This window comes from Bacillus sp. FJAT-27986 (genome assembly GCF_001685035.1).
In the GTDB taxonomy this organism is placed as follows: Bacteria; Bacillota; Bacilli; order Bacillales; family Pradoshiaceae; genus Pradoshia.
This window is the reverse complement of sequence record NZ_MAYV01000005.1, coordinates 12,064-30,395: the sequence shown is the minus strand read 5'-3', so window position 1 is coordinate 30,395 and position 18,332 is coordinate 12,064. Positions and strand designations below refer to the sequence as shown.

Sequence of the window (18,332 nt, the reverse complement as noted above, 5' to 3'; positions counted from 1 at the left end):
TGCCATAAGGCAGACTTCTTTTAGTTATCATTCAATGTAACTTACCCATAGTGATAAGTGAATTGTTTCGAATTCAGGAGATTAGGGAATATGAAAGGGTGATATTTAAAATAGATTAGGATGGTGAAGCAAAATGGTTACAACTTTAACAGTAAGTGAACGAACAGATTTGAAAAACTCATCTTTAAGAAAATTAAGATCAGAAGGTAATTTCCCTGCAGTTGTATATGGGAAGGAAAAAGAAGCGAAGACAATATTTGTAGAAGAAAGTAGTTTTTTAAAGGCGATTAAAGAAAGTGGACGCAATGGCGTACTATCGCTTGAGATAAATGGAAGTAAGGAAAAGGTAATGCTTACAGAGTATCAACAAGATCCTATAAAAGGGAATATTGTGCACGCTGACTTTTTAATCGTGAATATGTCGCAGGAAATGGATGTAGAGGTGCGAATTGATCTTGTTGGACAGGCAGAAGGAGTGAAATCCGGAGGTATGCTGCAACAAACTCTGCACACAGTAACAGTATCCTCTAAGCCTGATGATATTCCAGGCTCAATCGAATATGACGTTTCTGATTTAAAAATTGGTGATTCCATTATCATCGCTGATTTAAATGTAGATGGTTCTTATACCATTTCACAGGATGAAGATGAAGTCGTTGCATCCATCCTTCCTCCTACAGTTGAAATGGATGATGATGCTGTAGAAAAAGAAAGTGCTGAGACAACGAATAATAAAGAAGACTAAGTTTATACTGATGAGCAATATAGGTTGTGAAATAAGAAGGTTGTTGAGAATTGTCGATTCTCAGCAGCCTTTTTTATCATGACAAAAAAGAGAAGAGGACATGCTAAAAAAATCACAAATTTTTGTTATCCTTATTTTCCTTTGAGGATGAAACAGTATAAAATGTTAAGAGGAAACTAATTAGTTTGATATTCACAAGGATGTGTAAAGGTATGAAGTTGATTGTAGGTCTTGGAAACCCAGGATCACAGTATGAGCGAACACGTCATAATATCGGGTTTTTAATCATTGATTATTTGGCTGAACGCTGGAATATTAAAATGAATCAAAGTAAATATAATGGCTTATATGGAACAGGAACCGTTAATGGAGAAAAGGTCGTTTTATTAAAGCCATTGACATATATGAATCTTTCGGGGGAAGCCATTGCTCCGTTAGCCCGTTTTTATAAAATAGGTCTGGATGATATTGCAGTCATCTATGATGATCTTGATTTACCAAGGGGTAAAGTTCGACTCAGACAAAAGGGAAGCGCCGGCGGTCATAATGGGATGAAATCAACCATCCAGCATTTGGGCGGAGATAGTTTTAACCGTATAAGAGTTGGAATTGGCAGGCCGGAAGGAAGAATTCCCGTACCCGATTACGTTTTAACCAATTTCAAGGATGATGAATGGGAAATCATGAAGGAGGCAATTGATAAATCCTTAAAAGTCTGCGATCAATGGCTTAATGAGCCATTTTTAAAGGTAATGAACTCATTTAATGGGCAATAATCATATCCATCCACTAGACTGAATAAACAATAAGATAATGGTGCATACTAGCGGTATATAATAAAGCGGAGGGTATGATATGACGCTACATTATTGCTGCAGGCACTGTGGGCACACTTTAGGTGAGATTAGCGAACAGCAGGATGAATTATATCAATCGGTTTATGATTTTCTTTCAACCGAGGAAAGAAAAGAGATTATTGAATATGGTGAGAATGGAACTATTCGCATTCGATCAATTTGTGAAAGCTGCCAGAATACGCTGGATCAAAATCCAGACTATCATTTGCTTGAACACTTAATACAATAAGATAGTGGACTGCTTTGGATGAAAATTCCAAAGCGTTTTTCTGTTTATTATTTTCACATAGCAGACCAACTATAAATATATAAATTATGTAGAAGGCTGAAGGGAGGACGGATTATATGAATAAATTGCAGCAACTACTTACAGATAACAAAGATATTCGATCCATTACAGATGGGCTACAGGAAGGTCTGAAGGAACAATTATTAGCCGGTTTAACAGGTTCTTCGCGTTCTCTCTTTATGGCAGCGCTATATGAACAAACAAATAGGCCCCTTCTAGTGGTGGTACCGAATCTTTTACATGCCCAAAAAGTATATGAAGACCTAACGTCGATTTTAAATAAAAATAAAGTATTTCTATTTCCAGCAAATGAATTGATTGCTGCTGAATTAAGTATTGCCAGTCCTGAACTGCGTACACAGAGAATAGAAACACTTAATTATCTTGCAACAGAGGAAAAAGGCGGAGTTATTATTGCTCCGATTTCCGGTATTAAAAAGGTGCTTCCACCTCGTTCTGTTTGGAAGGAATCCTTGATTGAATGGAATGTGGGCGATGATCTGAATATCGAGAGCGTATTGGAGAATTTAATCTCGCTTGGATATTCGAGAACGGATATGGTATCGACTCCAGGTGAGTTTTCTCTTAGAGGCGGAATATTGGATATCTATCCTCTGACAGAAGAAAACCCTTTCCGGATTGAATTGTTTGATACAGAAATTGATTCCATTCGTATATTTTCAGCTGAAGATCAAAAATCGCTACAAAAGGTAGAAAAGGCATTTATCAGCCCGGTCAATGAAATTATTTTGAATAAGGGCAATGTGGCTAAAATAGCAGAGCATTTAGAAGCCGGCTTAAGCCAATCCTTAAAAAGAATTAAAAATGCAGATGCACAACAGCGGATGGTTCAGCAAATCGAGCATGAAATTGAAATGCTTAGAAGCGGGAATAAGTTTGACCATATCACTCAATATATGTCACTGGCCTATGATAAACAGGCTAGTTTGCTAGATTATATTCCGACAGAGAGTATCGTCATTTTTGATGAAATCAGCAGAATTCAGGAGATGGGTGAACAGCTGGATAAAGAAGAGGCTGAATATTATACAACTCTACTTGATGAGGGGAAAATTATTCATGATATTACTCTATCTCATTCACTCTCTTCACTTATGAGTCAACATAAATATCCGCATATTTATATGTCATTGTTTTTAAGGCATGTACCTCAAACAAGCCCTCAAAACATCGTAAATATCAGCTGCAAGCAAATGCAGGATTTCCATGGGCAGATGAATTTATTTAAAGCTGAGGTAGAACGCTGGAAAAAAGGAAAATACACAGTTGTTCTTATGGGTGCCGATGAGGAGCGGGTCAAGAGAATAGAGCGTATCCTAGAGGATTACGAAGTCGATGCAAGCTTTGTACAAAATAAAGATGATATTAAGATAGAATCCCTGCAAATTATGGAGGGGCAGCTACTGACTGGATTCGAGCTTCCTATGCAGAGACTAGCACTCATTACGGAGAAAGAACTGTTTAATAAGCGAACAAGAAAATCAGCCAGAAGGCAAAAAATGTCCAATGCCGAACGTATAAAAAATTATTCGGAATTGAAGCCTGGCGATTATGTTGTCCATGTAAATCACGGGATAGGGAAGTTTATTGGTATTGAAACATTAGAGATTAATGGAATTCATAAAGATTATCTTCATATTCGCTATCAGGGAACTGATAAGCTTTATGTGCCAGTAGATCAAATTGACCTGATTCAGAAATATGTTGGTTCAGAAGGTAAAGAACCTAAGATGTATAAGCTTGGCGGTAATGATTGGACACGCGTAAAAAGTAAGGTTCAATCAACGGTCCAGGATATAGCTGATGATCTAATCAAATTATATGCAGAACGAGAGACCGCGAAGGGCTATGCTTTTATGCCGGATGGAGAAATGCAGAAGGATTTCGAAGCCTCTTTTCCATATAAGGAAACAGAAGATCAGCTGAGATCTATTGTTGAAATCAAGAAGGATATGGAACGTGAACGTCCAATGGATCGTTTACTATGCGGTGATGTAGGATATGGGAAGACTGAGGTTGCCATTCGGGCAGTATTTAAAGCTGTTGCTGATGGTAAACAGGTTGCCTTTTTAGTGCCAACTACCATTCTTGCACAGCAGCACTATGAGACCATGCGTGAAAGGTTTCAGGATTTCCCAATCAACATCGGCCTTTTAAGTAGATTCAGAACAAGAAAACAGCAGAATGAAACAATTAAAGGTCTAAAAAACGGAACAGTTGATGTGGTTATTGGAACACATAGAATTTTATCTAAGGACATCGTTTATCGAGATCTTGGTTTACTTGTTGTAGATGAAGAGCAACGATTTGGTGTAACACATAAAGAAAAAATTAAACAACTAAAAACAAATGTAGATGTTCTGACTCTGACAGCTACCCCAATACCAAGAACCTTGCATATGTCCATGCTTGGTGTGAGGGATCTTTCAGTAATTGAGACACCTCCGGAAAATCGTTTCCCTGTGCAAACCTATGTAATGGAATATAATCCGATGCTAGCACGGGAGGCAATTGAGCGGGAGATGGCAAGAGGAGGACAGGTATACTATCTGTATAACCGTGTAGAAGATATTGAAAGAAGAGCTGAAGAGCTGTCGATGCTAATCCCGGATGCCAAAATCGTGACTGCGCATGGAAAAATGACAGAAAGTGAGCTTGAATCTGTCATGTACAGTTTCCTTGAGGGTGAGGCTGATGTGTTGGTAAGTACTACCATAATTGAGACTGGAGTGGATATTCCTAATGTAAATACACTCATCGTTTATGATGCAGACAGGATGGGCTTATCCCAGTTATATCAACTACGGGGAAGGGTTGGAAGATCCAATCGTGTAGCATATGCGTATTTTACTTATCGGCAGGATAAGGTATTGACAGAGGTTGCAGAAAGAAGATTGCAGGCAATAAAGGAATTTACAGAGTTGGGTTCAGGCTTTAAAATAGCAATGAGGGATCTGACCATTCGAGGTGCAGGTAATCTTTTGGGTGCGGAGCAGCATGGCTTTATCGATTCTGTTGGATTTGACCTTTATTCCCAAATGCTCAAAGAGGCAATTCAGGAACGAAAAGGGGATACCAATAAAGAAGTCCATAATCTGATTGAAATTGATCTTAAAGTAGATGCATATATTCCGGATTCTTATATTTCTGACGGCAATCAAAAAATCGAAATGTACAAACGTTTCAGAAGCATATCAACTTCTGAGGAATTGGATGAACTTCAGGAGGAAATGCTTGACCGATTTGGAGAATTTCCACAAGAAGTTACCTACCTGTTTAAAATTGCAGAAATTAAAGTTCTTGCCATTCGGGCAGGTGTAGAATTAATTAAACAAACAAAAGATGAAGTTACTATTATCACCTCTGAAAAAACAAGTAAAGAAATTGATGGACATGTATTATTCAGATCTGCTTCAAAGTTTGGTCGTATGGTCGGACTGGGTATGGAGGCTAATCGCTTGAAAATGGTTCTTTACGTAAAGAAAGTACCGGTTCAGGACTGGCTCAATGCTGCCTTTGAATTAGTTTCTGAGTTGGAACGTAACAAAAAGGTTAAAGAAAAGACTGAATAGTAAAATGTGAACTATGTGCTTTTTAAAGCAATCAAGTGTACCAATGCCCTCCTTTTTATGGTGATACATAAAGAAAAAATTTTCTTTATGTATAGAAGTTACCATTAGAAAAATACTATGTACAACATCGGCGGCATAGTCGATTTGGGCAGCAGGATGTGTCGCAAAAAATCAACCCGATGAAAGAGAGGCAACATAGAATGAAAGCAACTGGTATTGTTCGTCGTATAGATGATCTAGGACGCGTTGTTATTCCAAAAGAAATCAGAAGAACATTGAGAATCCGTGAGGGAGATCCTTTGGAAATCTTCGTTGACAGAGATGGCGAAGTAATTTTAAAAAAATATTCTCCTATCAGCGAACTTGGAGACTTCTCTAAAGAATATGCAGAGGCACTTTATGATAGCTTAGGAAACCCAGTTCTAATCTGTGACCGTGATACATTTATCGCAGTAGCAGGAAGCTCTAAAAAGGAATTCCTTAACAAAGCAATCAGTGACTCTTTAGAGAAAATTATGGAGGATCGTAACTCAGTTCTACATACTCAAAAAGGTTCTTTTTCACTTGTAGATGGCGTTGATGAAGAGGTAGCATCTTACACAGTGGCTCCAATTGTTGCAAACGGCGATCCAATCGGCGCAGTTGTGATTTTTGCTAAAGAAGCTACAGTTGGTGAAATTGAATTAAAAGCAATCGAAACAGCTGCAAGCTTCCTAGCGAAGCAAATGGAACAATAATATATTATTGTTTGTTTAACGGTTAATTGTGAAAACTCCAAGGAGTTTCCAATTAACCTTTTTTTGTCTCCTAAAACAGGACATAACTATGAAAAAGAGCCAATCAATACTCCAAATAGCCATTATTTTTGCTTATGTTATAATGTTTTGGAAATAGATAGAGAGGTGCTTTATTTGGATGAGCAGTCAGAATGATTCTTCACACAAAGTTTTAAAGGGCGCTGTTATTCTGACAGCAGCAGCTTTAATCGTAAAAATATTGAGTGCTATATACCGAATTCCTTTTCAGAATATGGCTGGGGACACGGGTTTTTATATTTATCAACAGGTTTATCCATTTTACGGAATAGCTGTTGTTCTGGCTACTTATGGATTCCCGGTTGGTATCTCTAAGCTACTAATCGAATTTAACAGGTCTGGTAATGATAAAAAAGAAAAGAATAAAATAATAGCAGCTTCTTTTATATGGGTTGCTCTCTTCGGAATTATATTGTTTTTATTCCTGTACTTGGGAGCCGATTTGATAGCGAAGGTTATGAATGATATTCAACTTTCCCCGTTAATTCGTATGGTGGCCTTTTCCTTTTTGCTAATGCCCTTTATTTCCATTGTAAGGGGTACTTATCAGGCATCCGGAAATATGCTTCCAACAGCACTTTCCCAAACCTTTGAGCAGCTATTTAGAGTTGCCTTTATTTTGGTTGGTACATATTTGCTTATGAAATTCGAATATTCACTATACACTGTTGGAAAAAGTGCGATAGCAGGGTCGTTAATTGGCGGTATTGCCGCTATGGGGGTTTTGGGACTTTATTTATGGAGAGAACGCCGTGATTATTTTCCAACCCTGATGCCAGAAAAGGAAATATTGATCAAAACGGGAGCAGTCCTTTTATTTCAGGGGTTAGCTTTTTGTTTAAGTAATATGTACTTGCTCCTTCTTCAACTAATTGATTCCTTCCAACTGTATACGAATCTCCTGTCTCAAGGGATACCTGCAGAGGAAGCGAAAGCGATGAAGGGTGTTTATGACCGAGGGCAACCGTTGATACAGGTAGGGCTTGTTGTAGCCACTTCACTTTCTTTGTCAATTGTCCCGGTATTAACCAGCTTGCAAAAAAGTAAAGCAATTGAAGAAGTAAAGAAAATGTGCCGTTTGGCTATAAAAATCAGTTCTGCTATTGGGGTTGGAGCAGCTATTGGGTTGGCTGGAATTATTCAGTCAGTAAATATTATGCTTTTTAAAGATGATGAAGGGGTTGGAGCTTTAAGCGTTCTCGCTATTTTAATATTGTTCGCATCCCTCCTGGTGACATGCTCAACTATTTTGCAAACAATGGGGTTTTGGAAAGCATCAGTTATGGTTATTCTGCTATCGGTAGGGATTAAAGTCCTTTTAAATCCTTGGTTGATTGCCGGAAGCGGAATAAAAGGGGCTGCCTACGCAAGTCTTCTTGCGCTGATGGCTGCTTGTATCCTGCTGCTTTATCTGGTAGGGAAATATATAACTGGAAGGAATATGGAATTTCAGCATATAGCAAGCCTGGTGATAGCCGGAATTGTCATGTATATTGTATTAAAAGGCTATTCAGCTTTACTTTCCTTTTTTGTGGGGGAACTTGGTCAGTCAAGAATACTGGCCTCCATACATGCATTAAGTTCCGTTGCAATCGGAGGAATGATTTATCTGTATATGCTGCTTAAAATGAATCTATTTGAAAATGATGAATTGGCCCATCTACCTGGAGGACATCATTTGATAAGAATTATGAATAAAGGGAAAATCAAACGTTAGGAGAGCTGAAGTGTGACTAACCAAATCACAATTATAGGTTTAGGGGCAGGAGAGCTTGATCAAATGCCTTTGGGCATTTATAAATTACTGAAAAATACAGAGCTCGTATATGCGAGAACTATTGAACACCCGGTATTGAAAGAATTGGTGGCTGAGGGTCTGAAGGTTGAGAGCTTTGACTCCATCTATGAGGAGCATGATCAGTTCGAAGCAGTTTATGAGAAAATTGCAGAAATTCTAATTCAGAAGGCTAAGGTCCAGGATGTAATCTATAGTGTGCCGGGGCATCCGCTAATCGCTGAAAAGACTGTACAAATCTTACTTTCGGAAGGTGAAAAGAAAGGGATACCTGTACATATTAAAGGCGGCCAAAGCTTCCTCGATGCCATGTTCACATCCATTAAAGTGGATCCGGTTGAGGGTTTTCAATTTCTAGATGGTACGGACCTTTCATTGAGGGATGTCAATATCACTCAGCATATGATTGTAAGTCAGGTTTATGACGCCTTTGTTGCTTCCGAAGTGAAACTGACCTTAATGGAAAAATATCCGGATGATCATGAAGTTTATTTAGTGACCGGTGCGGGGATGAGCTCCGAATCAGTTGAACGTATGCCACTTTATGAATTGGATCGTGCCATGCAATTGAGCAATTTAACGTCAGTCTATGTACCTCCGATTCAGAAGGAAGAAAATCAATATAAGGAGTTTTGGAAGCTGAGAGAGATCATTGATAAACTCAGATCTCCGGAGGGATGCCCATGGGACAGAGAACAGACTCATGAATCGCTAAGGAAGTATTTACTGGAAGAGGCTTATGAACTGATTGATGCAATTAATGAAGGTGATATTGATCACATAATTGAAGAGCTTGGTGATGTATTACTTCAGGTGATGTTACATGCCAGAATTGGGGAAGATGAAGGGTACTTTTCCATTGATGATGTCATTCAAGGGATATCTGAAAAAATGGTGCGCAGACATCCCCATGTTTTTGGTAATGAAAGGGCAGAATCAGCAAAAGATGTAGAGGAAACCTGGCAGAGGGTTAAAAAGGAAGAAGGTTCAAATACCTCTGATTCCATTTTGAATGTCAGCACCCATTTTCCGAATCTTATACAGGCTTATGATATTCAGAAGCAAGCCTCTAAATTGGGCTTTGATTGGAATGATGTTTCACCTGCCTGGGAAAAGGTTTTTGAAGAACTTGATGAATTTAAAGCAGAGTGGAATAAGAATAAACCAGACACCCATAATATAGAATCAGAGTTTGGAGATGTTCTGTTTGCCCTTGTAAATGTGGCTAGATTGTTAAAAATCAACCCTGAAGAGGCGCTACATCGGACAAATCAAAAATTTAGAAAGAGATTTTTGTTTGTAAATGATTGCGTAAGGGAATCAGGAAAAGCATGGAGCGATTATACACTTAAAGAGCTTGATGAGTTTTGGGAACAAGCCAAAGAGTCAGGTATATAAAGGAATAAATGGAGGTTGAATACATAGTGAGATTAGATAAGTTTTTAAAGGTTTCCCGGATTATTAAAAGGAGAACAATTGCAAAAGAAGTTGCAGATCAGGGAAGAATTAAAATAAATGGTAAAGAATCCAAAGCTTCAGCCGATGTAAAGATTGGAGATATTTTGGATATCAGATTGGGGCAAAAAGTACTGACTGTCCGTGTAGATAAACTTCTGGAGACAACGAAGAAGGATGAGGCAGCAGGAATGTATACCCTCATAAAAGAAGCAAAACTATCAGAGTCGTTTTAAGCATGGTCTAATTCCTATCATCCTATCATACACTTGTACAAATGTTTGATAATGGGGGATTAGGATGAACCAATATTATGATACAAACCAAACGAGTAAATCAGCTGGACCTGATCACGATATTAGCATGAAGGGTAGAAGGCTTCTCGATATATCAGGTGTTAAGCAGGTAGAGAGCTTTGACAATGAGGAGTTCCTTCTCGAAACGGTCATGGGGTTTCTTTCGGTCAGAGGGCAAAATCTACAAATGAAAAACCTGGATGTCGATAAAGGAATTGTATCAATTAAAGGTAAAATACTTGAAATCAATTACTTGGACGAACATAGCGGGGAGAAAGCTAAAGGATTCTTTGGCAAACTGTTCAGATGAGTCTGGACACCCAGTTTGTAACCCTGTTATCCATGATTGGCATGGGTATTTACTTTGGAGCAGCATTTGATACATACAACCGCTTTTTAGTTAGAGCAAAGAGAAAAGTATGGTTTGTTTTTATTAATGACATCTTATTTTGGTGCATTCAGGCCTTGCTCATTTTCTATGTTTTATACGAATCCAATCAGGGAGAATGGCGCTTTTATATCTTATTGGCACTGCTATGCGGTTATTCCGCCTATCAAGCCCTTCTTAGAAATTCATATAAAAGATTGCTGGAAATGACTATTTATTGGGTTAATAAATTCAGTAAATTCCTTGTTAAATTGGGAGCTCTCTTATTCATTCGGCCAATAAAAGGGTTAATTGCGCTAATTATTACTGTTATATTGCTTATATTTCAAGTGTTGCTAAAGTTTGGCAATCCTCTATTATGGCTTGCCAAGTATCTTTTAAAGGCATTAATATCGATAGTAAGGGTGATTTTCTATCCCTTTACTAGTACAGCGTCATGGCTTTGGAAGACAATTCCGGGCGGTGTGCAATCACCTGTCGAAAAGTTTTTTGATAAACTAGCAGGAATTGGAAAAAAGTTGAAGAATACTATCAATAAATTATTAAAAAAATGGACAAATAAGTCTTAAAGGAGGAAAGGAAATGGGATCGCTTGATAAAAAGAAGGAAAATATCAAACAAATCGATACGCCATATGCCCAATATCAAGAGAAACGAACCCAGTCCTTTGAGAAAAAGAAATTAGGATTGACAAGAAGGCTTGTAATATTTGGGCTTTTTGCCATCATAACAACTGGGATCGTTCTTACAACACTCTTTTCTCAACATTCCGCTTTGAAGGCTAAAGAAGAACATAAAAGTGAATTGAAAGTGAAATTGTCAGATCTTCAAAAGGATGAAGCAAGATTAAAGGAAGAAATCATTAAATTGAATGATGATGAATATATAGCAAAGTTTGCGCGTAAAGAATATTTTCTATCAGATGATGGAGAAATAATATTCAATCTTCCCGAAAATGAGGGCAAGTAGATATCCCTCACGTTGACACATATTTTTTTAAGTGATTATAATATAAGGGGAAGCTATAACTTCCATTATTTTATTTTTTTAATTTCTTAAGGAGGAGCAATTTTTTTATGTCAATCGAAGTAGGCAGCAAGTTACAAGGTAAGGTAACAGGAATCACTAATTTCGGAGCATTTGTTGAGCTGCCCGAGGGTTCAACAGGACTTGTCCACATCAGTGAGGTTGCTGATAATTATGTAAAAGATATTAATGATCACCTAAAAGTGGGAGATCAAGTTGAAGTAAAAGTCATAAATGTAGAGAAAGATGGCAAAATCGGTCTTTCTATAAAAAAAGCTGTTGAGAAGAAGGAGAGCGAACAACCTGCGCAATCATCTTATCAACAACGACCTCGTTATAACAGAGGAAACGATTCACGTGGTGGAAGAAATGACTCTCGGGGAGGAAGAGGAGGACATGATTCCAGACCGCCGCGAGAAAGCTTCGAACAAAAAATGGCCCGCTTCTTGAAAGATAGTGAAGAGCGTATGTCATCTCTTAAGAGGAACACAGAATCCAAACGAGGTGGCAGAGGCGGAAGACGCGGCTAAACCTTGCTGCTGAAACAAAATGGCAATTTATATAACAGACCAACATCAGTTGTTGGTCTGTTTTTGTTTTTTACATTTGATTATCAATTGATATAGGGATTATATGGCATAGATAGGGTAGTATAATCCTGCTGTTTAAAGGATTTGACTAGAATGAGCATGTCAGTAAATGTTGTTCATTTAAAAATCAATAAAGCCATCATGTTAAAAATGTTTGATTGTTGAGTGTTCTTATAGATGGAATAGTATGAAGTGATAAATCTAGAAGAGTTATATTCTTTATAAACACAAAAAAACCAGGGATATATCCCTGGTTTTTTGTATAGATGACCCCTACGGGATTCGAACCCGTGTTACCGCCGTGAAAGGGCGGTGTCTTAACCGCTTGACCAAGGGGCCTCAAAATAGCGGCGGAGGGGATCGAACCCCCGACCTTACGGGTATGAACCGTACGCTCTAGCCAGCTGAGCTACACCGCCATAATCAAATATACTTTTAAACACAAAAATTATCTTACAATCTAGTAAATACTTTGTCAATGGTTTAAATATTTTAGCCAATAATTAGAATATTACATTTAAATAAGTATCTATTTCTTCTATCTTCTAGCCTTTCCTACAAAGTAGTTTAATAAAATATTCTCCTTTATGATTCCTTCGATAACCTTTGTGTTTTCTTCTGCCCATTCACATGGAATGCCGTCGAACACTTTATAAAAACTCATCCTCCGTTCTGACAAATTTAGGATTATATCCCCTTTATAATAAAAGACAATCACCTGTTAGGGAGTGGTAATGTGGATAAAACACAAAGTACAATGTATGGATCGGTAACTGATGTTCAATATGATGCTGGCAAATGGAATCCTACTCAATTAGTGGACAAGTATGTAACGAAGCTAGAGGATTACTTCGTGAAACAAGGATATATATTAGTAGTTTTGGGATTTCTCCTGGGAAGGGCGCTTATCCTTTCACAGTTGGCTCCTTTTTCTCTCCCATTCTTTGCAGCAGTATACATGATGAGGCGGGAACGTTCTCCGCTTGTTATGGTCGCCTCAATAGGAGGTGCGTTAACAATCTCCTGGTCAGCAGGTTTAAGTTTATTTGCTTCATGTGCCTTATTCCTCCTCTTATATAAGCTAAGACAGCCATCAGTGGAGAATCAATTTAAAGTTGTTGGTGTATATGTTTTAATAGCCATGGGAATTGCAGGAGCAACGGAACGCTATTTGAAATATATGAAGTTTGAGATATACGATGCCATGATGATCGGTGTTGAAGCAGGTTTAGCTCTTATTCTTACCATGATTTTTATTCAATGTATCCCACTGATTGCTATGAAAAAAAGTCCACAGGGACTAAGGACAGAGGAAGTTATCAGTTTGATTATCATGCTGGCCTCTGTTATGACCGGTACGATCGGCTGGTCGATTTATCATATATCTCTTGATCATACATTGAGCAGATACTTAGTTCTCCTTTTTGCAGTCTCTGGAGGAGCCTCAATTGGATCGACAGTAGGAGTGGTAACTGGTTTAATATTCAGTCTGGCCAATCTGAGCAACCTTTTCCAGATGAGCTTATTGGCCTTCTCTGGTTTACTAGGAGGCCTTCTTAAAGAAGGGAAAAAAATAGGGGCATCATTAGGTTTAATAATTGCCACATTATTAATTGGCCTTTATGGGGAAGGGAGTCAAAATATATCAGTAACTCTATATGAATCTTTATTGGCTATTGCTTTATTTTTTATGACCCCTGCTACCCTTATTTCAAAAGTAGCCAAACATATTCCTGGAACAGCAGAGCATACGAATGAACAGCAACGTTATGTCAGGAGGGTCAGAGATGTTACTGCGCAAAGAGTGAATCAATTTTCATCTGTTTTCCAGGCTTTATCGAATAGTTTTTCACAGATGGAGGAACAAACAACGAAGGAGGTAGAAAAGGAACGTGAGTTGGATTATTTTCTTAGCAATGTGACTGAAAAAACATGCCAGACCTGTTTCAAAAAGGATCATTGCTGGGCGAAGAATTTTGATTATACGTATGGAATGATGGGAGAGTTGGTTGAGAGTTTACAGGACGAGTCCGGGCAAGTTCCGCAGGCCACGCAGAGAGAATGGAAACGGTTCTGTACAAGATATGATAAAGTGACGGAGGCGATGCTTCAGGAGATCTCTTATTACAATGCAAACCAAAAATTAAAAAAACAAGTGAGAGAAAGTAGAAAGCTCGTGGCAGATCAACTCCAGGGAGTTTCAAAGGTAATGGAGGACTTTGCTAAGGAGATTACAAAAGAACGCGAAAATCTCCATATTCATGAAGAACAATTACTGGATTCCATACGGGGGTTCGGTTTGGATATCCACCAAATAGAAATTTATTCCCTGGAACAAGGGAATGTTGATATAGATATGCAAATCCCAGATTGCGAGGGAAGTGGTGTAGGTGAGAAATTAATTGGCCCCATGCTCTCAGATATATTGGAAGAGCATATCATTGTTTACAAAGAAGAGTGCAGTTCGTTTCAGGGAGGTTTATGCCGCTTAACATTCCGTTCTGCCAAACGCTACACAGTAGAAACTGGTGTAGCCCATGCTGCAAAGGGAGGAGGGCTTGTATCAGGGGACAGTTACACCATGATTGACATCGGAAAAGGGAAGCATGCGATTGCCATTAGTGATGGCATGGGAAATGGAGAAAGGGCCCATAATGAAAGCTCAGAAACCTTAGGGCTACTGCAAAAAATACTAGAGTCTGGAATAGAGGAAAAGGTAGCTATTAAATCGATTAACTCGATTCTCTCATTGCGGACTACAGATGAAATCTTTTCAACACTTGACTTATCGATGATTGATTTGCAGGATGCGAGTGTTAAATTTTTAAAAGTGGGTTCAACTCCAAGCTTTATAAAGAGAGGGCAGCAGGTTACGAAAATCCAATCTAATAACTTGCCAATTGGTATTATCAAAGAATTTGATGTGGATGTGGTTCATGACCAATTAAAGGCCGGTGACCTTTTAATTATGATGAGTGATGGAATATTTGAGGGGCCAAAACATGTAGAAAATTATGAAGCATGGATGATTAGAAAGATTAGAGAAATCGGGACTGACAGGCCACAGGAAATAGCTGATATTATTCTCGAGGAGGTAATCAGGACAAGCTCAGGAAAAATTGAAGATGATATGACAATTGTCGTCGCACAAATCAATCATAATATTCCAAAATGGACAAGTATACCTGTCGGTGCCAAGAAGAAAAAAGCTCAATAATAATATCCTCCTAATCGTATAAAGCGCCTATATATAGGCGAAGATGGAAATAATAATAGCGGTATAGGAGGATGATGAAATGAAGACAGGTACAGTTAAACAAATATTATTGCTGACAGACGGCTGCTCCAATCAGGGAGAGAGCCCGACAGCGATGGCTGCACTAGCACGTGAGGAAGGAATTACTGTAAATGTAATTGGTGTTATGGATAAGGACATTATAGACGAGGGGGGAATGCAAGAGATTGAGAATATAGCATCATCTGGTGCTGGCATTCATCAAATCGTCTATGCTGAGCAATTATCACAAACTGTACAAATGGTCACTAGGAAGGCAATGAACCAAACGATACAGGGCGTAGTGAATAAAGAGCTTCAGCAAATATTGGGGAATCATATCACTATGGAAGAATTACCACCTGATAAACGCGGCGAGGTAATGGAGGTAGTGGAGGATCTGGGAGAAAAAGTAAAAATGGAGGTTCTTGTATTGGTTGATACAAGTGCCAGTATGAAGCATAAGCTGCCAACGGTTAAAGAGGCGCTTATAGATTTGTCTATAAGTCTAAATGCGAGAAGTGGTGAAAATCAGTTCTCAGTTTTTATATTTCCCGGGAAAAGAACCGAAGTGGAAAGAGTAATGGATTGGAGTCCTAGACTTGAATCTCTTTCTAAAATTTTCGCCAAATTAACGACTGGAGGGATTACCCCGACTGGTCCGGCTATTCGTGAGGCCATTAAGTATTTTAATAAAGAGTCTTCTATAAGGAGAATAGTAGGCGACGATGATCAATACTTCGAAGAAACCATGTAGCTTCCCAATTGGATCAGTAATCAGGGGCAAATGGCATCATAAGAGTTATATCATTCGAAAAGAATTAGGGTATGGCGCTAATGGAATTGTTTACCTCGCAGATTCTTCGGATGGATCAGTAGCAATCAAGTTTAGTGATAACAGTGCTACTATTGCTGCAGAAGTAAATGTATTAAAATCATTTGCAAAGGTCCAGGGAATATCCCTAGGACCTTATTTGATAGATGTGGATGATTGTATAGGGAGTGGAAAAATTATTCCTTTCTACGTGATGGAGTATATTTCCGGAGATTCCTTTCTAACGTTTGTGCAAAAAAGAAGTTCAGATTGGCTTGGTGTACTCATGCTGCAGCTTCTAAACAGCCTTGAGGAAATGCATAAGCTAGGATGGGTTTTTGGGGATTTAAAACCTGAAAACTTGATAGTACAATTACCCGATTTTAAAGTCCGTTTTATAGATGTAGGAGGAACCACGCAAATCGGTCGTGCGATTAAAGAATACACTGAGTATTTTGACCGGGGATATTGGGAGCTGGGGGGCAGAAGAGCAGAGCCATCATATGATTTATTTGCGCTCGCTATGATAGTGATCAATGCAGCCTATCAAAAAAGGTTTAATAAAAACGGAGAAGGAATTAACCAATTAAAGGAATTGGTGAAAAACAAGCAGGAACTCAGAGAGTTGGAGTCCATTCTTTTAAAAGCTTTGAAGGGTCATTACATAACGGCAACTGATATGAAAAAGGAAGTCATATCTCATTTACACACAAAACAAACCGCTACCCGCACCGCTGTAAAAAAGAATACTCCAGTTAACACCAGTCGAGTACAGATGAGGAAACGAAAATCCAATGATAAAAGCAGTTTCTTTGAAACGTTTTTTTTAGTTGCTATCATTACCTTGCTTTATGCATTTTATATGTTTGGTCAAGTTGTATAAGTTCACAACAAATACAAACAATAACGCTGTCTCTACCGTTTTTTTTTTGAAAGATAATTTTTGGATTCCATTTGTAAGAGTGGTACGATAATAATTAATTGAAAGCAACGGTAGAAAGGAATATTTATGTTAGAGGCGAAAGTGACTGCTTATATTAATAAAAAACAATTGATTAATCATAATGACACGATTTTGGTTGGTGTTTCCGGTGGGCCGGATTCATTGGCATTGCTTGCTTATTTAAATAGCATAAAAAAATCCTATAATCTAACCCTTGTGGTTGCCCATGTAGATCATATGTTCAGAGGTGAAGAATCATTTGAGGAGTATTTATTTGTAGAAAAAATATGTGAGGAATGGGGAATCCCATTTGAAGGAAGTCGGATAGATGTCCCAAAATATATTAAAGATACAGGTAAAAATCCACAACAGGCATCCAGAGATTGTCGATATGCATTTTATAGGGATATAATGGAAAAGTGTGCGGCGCAAAAATTAGCTCTTGCTCATCATAAGGATGATCAAGCGGAGTCAGTCTTAATGAACCTTATTAGAGGGACTTCTGGGATGGCGAGGATTGGAATTCCTCTGAAAAGATTATTCGGGGGTGGATGGATCATACGTCCTTTTCTTGCTGTTACAAGAGAAGATATTCTGGAATATTGTACAGAGATGAATCTCAACCCACGCATAGATCCGAGTAATGAAAAGGATATTTATACCCGAAATCGATTCCGCAAATACATATTACCGATGATAAAAAAGGAAAATAGTAAAGCGCTTGATCATATTCAACGGTTTAGCGAGGATTTGGAGCAAGATGAAGGGTTTTTGATGGTGTTAGCTGAAAAAGAGTATAATTCTCTTGAATTAACTGAAAAGGACGGGATTTTAAAAGTTCCCATATCTTCTCTTGGAAAGGTGCCAAAACCTTTACAAAGGAGGGTGATTCATCTAATATTAAACTATCTTTATCAAGTGAAACCTTATGTATTTTCATACGTACATATAGAGTGTATTCAGTCTTTATTGACAGAATCCAATCCTTCCACCTCCGTGCAATTACCTTCTGGGCTTCAAGTTACGAAAGCATATGATCAGTTGCTTTTCCATTTTGGAAGGCTGCCATCAGTAACTTTATCAAAGGAACTCCGTATACCGGGGAAGACGGCTCTTGCGAATGGCGCCGTTATTGAAACAGTACTGCTGGATCCCTTATCTGAAAAATGGGAGCATGCATCTCGATATACATGTATTTTACCTTTAAGTGAAGAGGACTTACCATTAAGGGTGCGGAATAAGCGGGATGGAGATCGTTATCAGCCTAAAGGCTTCACGGGCCATAAAAAACTGAAAAAGCTGTTTCTTGAACACAAGATACCTGTGCATGAGCGGGAGAGTTGGCCAATTATTGTTAATAAGAATGATCAAATTGTTTGGATACCAGGTCTGCAAAAGATTAATTTAGAAAAGACCCCGATGCCAGCCATCATGATAAAGTATGTTGAATAA

General features: G+C 38.3%; 17 protein-coding genes and 2 tRNA genes. 16 read left to right on the top strand and 3 right to left on the bottom strand.

The window, feature by feature from the left end; all coding sequences use genetic code 11:
- Nucleotides 1–133 precede the first annotated feature (133 nt).
- The 12 genes from A8L44_RS06130 (at nucleotide 134) to A8L44_RS06075 (ending at nucleotide 11,789) form a co-directional block, all read left to right on the top strand.
- Entirely contained in the window at nucleotides 134–745 is a 612-nt protein-coding gene (locus A8L44_RS06130) for a 50S ribosomal protein L25/general stress protein Ctc (protein WP_066103161.1), read from the top strand.
- A 212-nt stretch (nucleotides 746–957) separates the two neighbouring features.
- Nucleotides 958–1,521 (top strand): aminoacyl-tRNA hydrolase, encoded by a 564-nt coding sequence (pth, locus tag A8L44_RS06125; protein WP_066103158.1) that lies wholly within the window; start codon nucleotides 958–960, stop codon nucleotides 1,519–1,521.
- A gap of 79 nt (nucleotides 1,522–1,600) precedes the next feature.
- Nucleotides 1,601–1,831, top strand: a complete 231-nt coding sequence (locus tag A8L44_RS06120; protein WP_066103155.1) for an anti-sigma-F factor Fin — start codon at nucleotides 1,601–1,603, stop codon at nucleotides 1,829–1,831.
- 116 nt (nucleotides 1,832–1,947) lie between these two features.
- Nucleotides 1,948–5,484 (top strand): transcription-repair coupling factor, encoded by a 3,537-nt coding sequence (mfd, locus tag A8L44_RS06115; protein WP_066103153.1) that lies wholly within the window; start codon nucleotides 1,948–1,950, stop codon nucleotides 5,482–5,484.
- A 200-nt stretch (nucleotides 5,485–5,684) separates the two neighbouring features.
- The gene (gene spoVT, locus A8L44_RS06110; protein WP_066103150.1) at nucleotides 5,685–6,221 is read left to right on the top strand and encodes a stage V sporulation protein T; all 537 of its coding nucleotides are present in this window, start codon (nucleotides 5,685–5,687) and stop codon (nucleotides 6,219–6,221) included.
- A gap of 178 nt (nucleotides 6,222–6,399) precedes the next feature.
- Nucleotides 6,400–8,016 carry a putative polysaccharide biosynthesis protein gene (locus A8L44_RS06105; RefSeq protein ID WP_066103148.1) on the top strand — a complete coding sequence of 539 codons (1,617 nt, stop codon included), beginning with the start codon at nucleotides 6,400–6,402 and terminating at the stop codon, nucleotides 8,014–8,016.
- 12 nt (nucleotides 8,017–8,028) lie between these two features.
- The gene (gene mazG, locus A8L44_RS06100; protein ID WP_077248005.1) at nucleotides 8,029–9,492 is read left to right on the top strand and encodes a nucleoside triphosphate pyrophosphohydrolase; all 1,464 of its coding nucleotides are present in this window, start codon (nucleotides 8,029–8,031) and stop codon (nucleotides 9,490–9,492) included.
- A gap of 26 nt (nucleotides 9,493–9,518) precedes the next feature.
- Complete coding sequence (locus A8L44_RS06095; protein WP_066103147.1) at nucleotides 9,519–9,785, top strand: RNA-binding S4 domain-containing protein; 267 nt, start codon at nucleotides 9,519–9,521, stop codon at nucleotides 9,783–9,785.
- Between the two features lie 64 nt (nucleotides 9,786–9,849).
- On the top strand, nucleotides 9,850–10,155 hold the full coding sequence (gene yabP / locus A8L44_RS06090) for a sporulation protein YabP (protein ID WP_066103144.1): 306 nt from the start codon (nucleotides 9,850–9,852) through the stop codon (nucleotides 10,153–10,155).
- Nucleotides 10,152–10,802 (top strand): spore cortex biosynthesis protein YabQ, encoded by a 651-nt coding sequence (yabQ, locus tag A8L44_RS06085; RefSeq protein WP_066103140.1) that lies wholly within the window; start codon nucleotides 10,152–10,154, stop codon nucleotides 10,800–10,802. The genes yabP and yabQ overlap by 4 nt, the downstream gene beginning before the upstream one ends.
- Nucleotides 10,803–10,815: 13 nt before the next feature.
- Nucleotides 10,816–11,202, top strand: coding sequence for an FtsB family cell division protein (locus A8L44_RS06080; protein ID WP_066103137.1), 387 nt, complete (start codon nucleotides 10,816–10,818; stop codon nucleotides 11,200–11,202).
- Nucleotides 11,203–11,309: 107 nt separating this feature from the next.
- Nucleotides 11,310–11,789 (top strand): S1 domain-containing RNA-binding protein, encoded by a 480-nt coding sequence (locus tag A8L44_RS06075; protein ID WP_066103134.1) that lies wholly within the window; start codon nucleotides 11,310–11,312, stop codon nucleotides 11,787–11,789.
- A gap of 327 nt (nucleotides 11,790–12,116) precedes the next feature.
- Here A8L44_RS06075 and A8L44_RS06070 read toward each other — a convergent pair.
- The 3 genes from A8L44_RS06070 to A8L44_RS19320 all read right to left on the bottom strand — a co-directional run bounded on the left by A8L44_RS06070 (nucleotide 12,117) and on the right by A8L44_RS19320 (nucleotide 12,513).
- Nucleotides 12,117–12,188: transfer RNA gene (locus A8L44_RS06070), tRNA-Glu, on the bottom strand.
- A 6-nt stretch (nucleotides 12,189–12,194) separates the two neighbouring features.
- A tRNA-Met gene (locus A8L44_RS06065) sits at nucleotides 12,195–12,268 on the bottom strand.
- 119 nt (nucleotides 12,269–12,387) lie between these two features.
- Nucleotides 12,388–12,513, bottom strand: a complete 126-nt coding sequence (locus A8L44_RS19320; protein ID WP_262366041.1) for a hypothetical protein — start codon at nucleotides 12,511–12,513, stop codon at nucleotides 12,388–12,390.
- Between the two features lie 72 nt (nucleotides 12,514–12,585).
- Here A8L44_RS19320 and spoIIE point away from each other — a divergent pair, with 72 nt between their 5' ends.
- The 4 genes from spoIIE to tilS all read left to right on the top strand — a co-directional run bounded on the left by spoIIE (nucleotide 12,586) and on the right by tilS (nucleotide 18,332).
- Nucleotides 12,586–15,066 carry a stage II sporulation protein E gene (gene spoIIE, locus A8L44_RS06060; RefSeq protein WP_066103129.1) on the top strand — a complete coding sequence of 827 codons (2,481 nt, stop codon included), beginning with the start codon at nucleotides 12,586–12,588 and terminating at the stop codon, nucleotides 15,064–15,066.
- 79 nt (nucleotides 15,067–15,145) lie between these two features.
- The gene (locus A8L44_RS06055) at nucleotides 15,146–15,880 is read left to right on the top strand and encodes a VWA domain-containing protein (protein WP_066103126.1); all 735 of its coding nucleotides are present in this window, start codon (nucleotides 15,146–15,148) and stop codon (nucleotides 15,878–15,880) included.
- On the top strand, nucleotides 15,852–16,820 hold the full coding sequence (locus tag A8L44_RS06050; RefSeq protein ID WP_066103123.1) for a protein kinase domain-containing protein: 969 nt from the start codon (nucleotides 15,852–15,854) through the stop codon (nucleotides 16,818–16,820). The genes A8L44_RS06055 and A8L44_RS06050 overlap by 29 nt, the downstream gene beginning before the upstream one ends.
- Before the next feature lie 126 nt (nucleotides 16,821–16,946).
- On the top strand, nucleotides 16,947–18,332 hold the full coding sequence (gene tilS, locus A8L44_RS06045) for a tRNA lysidine(34) synthetase TilS (protein ID WP_066103120.1): 1,386 nt from the start codon (nucleotides 16,947–16,949) through the stop codon (nucleotides 18,330–18,332).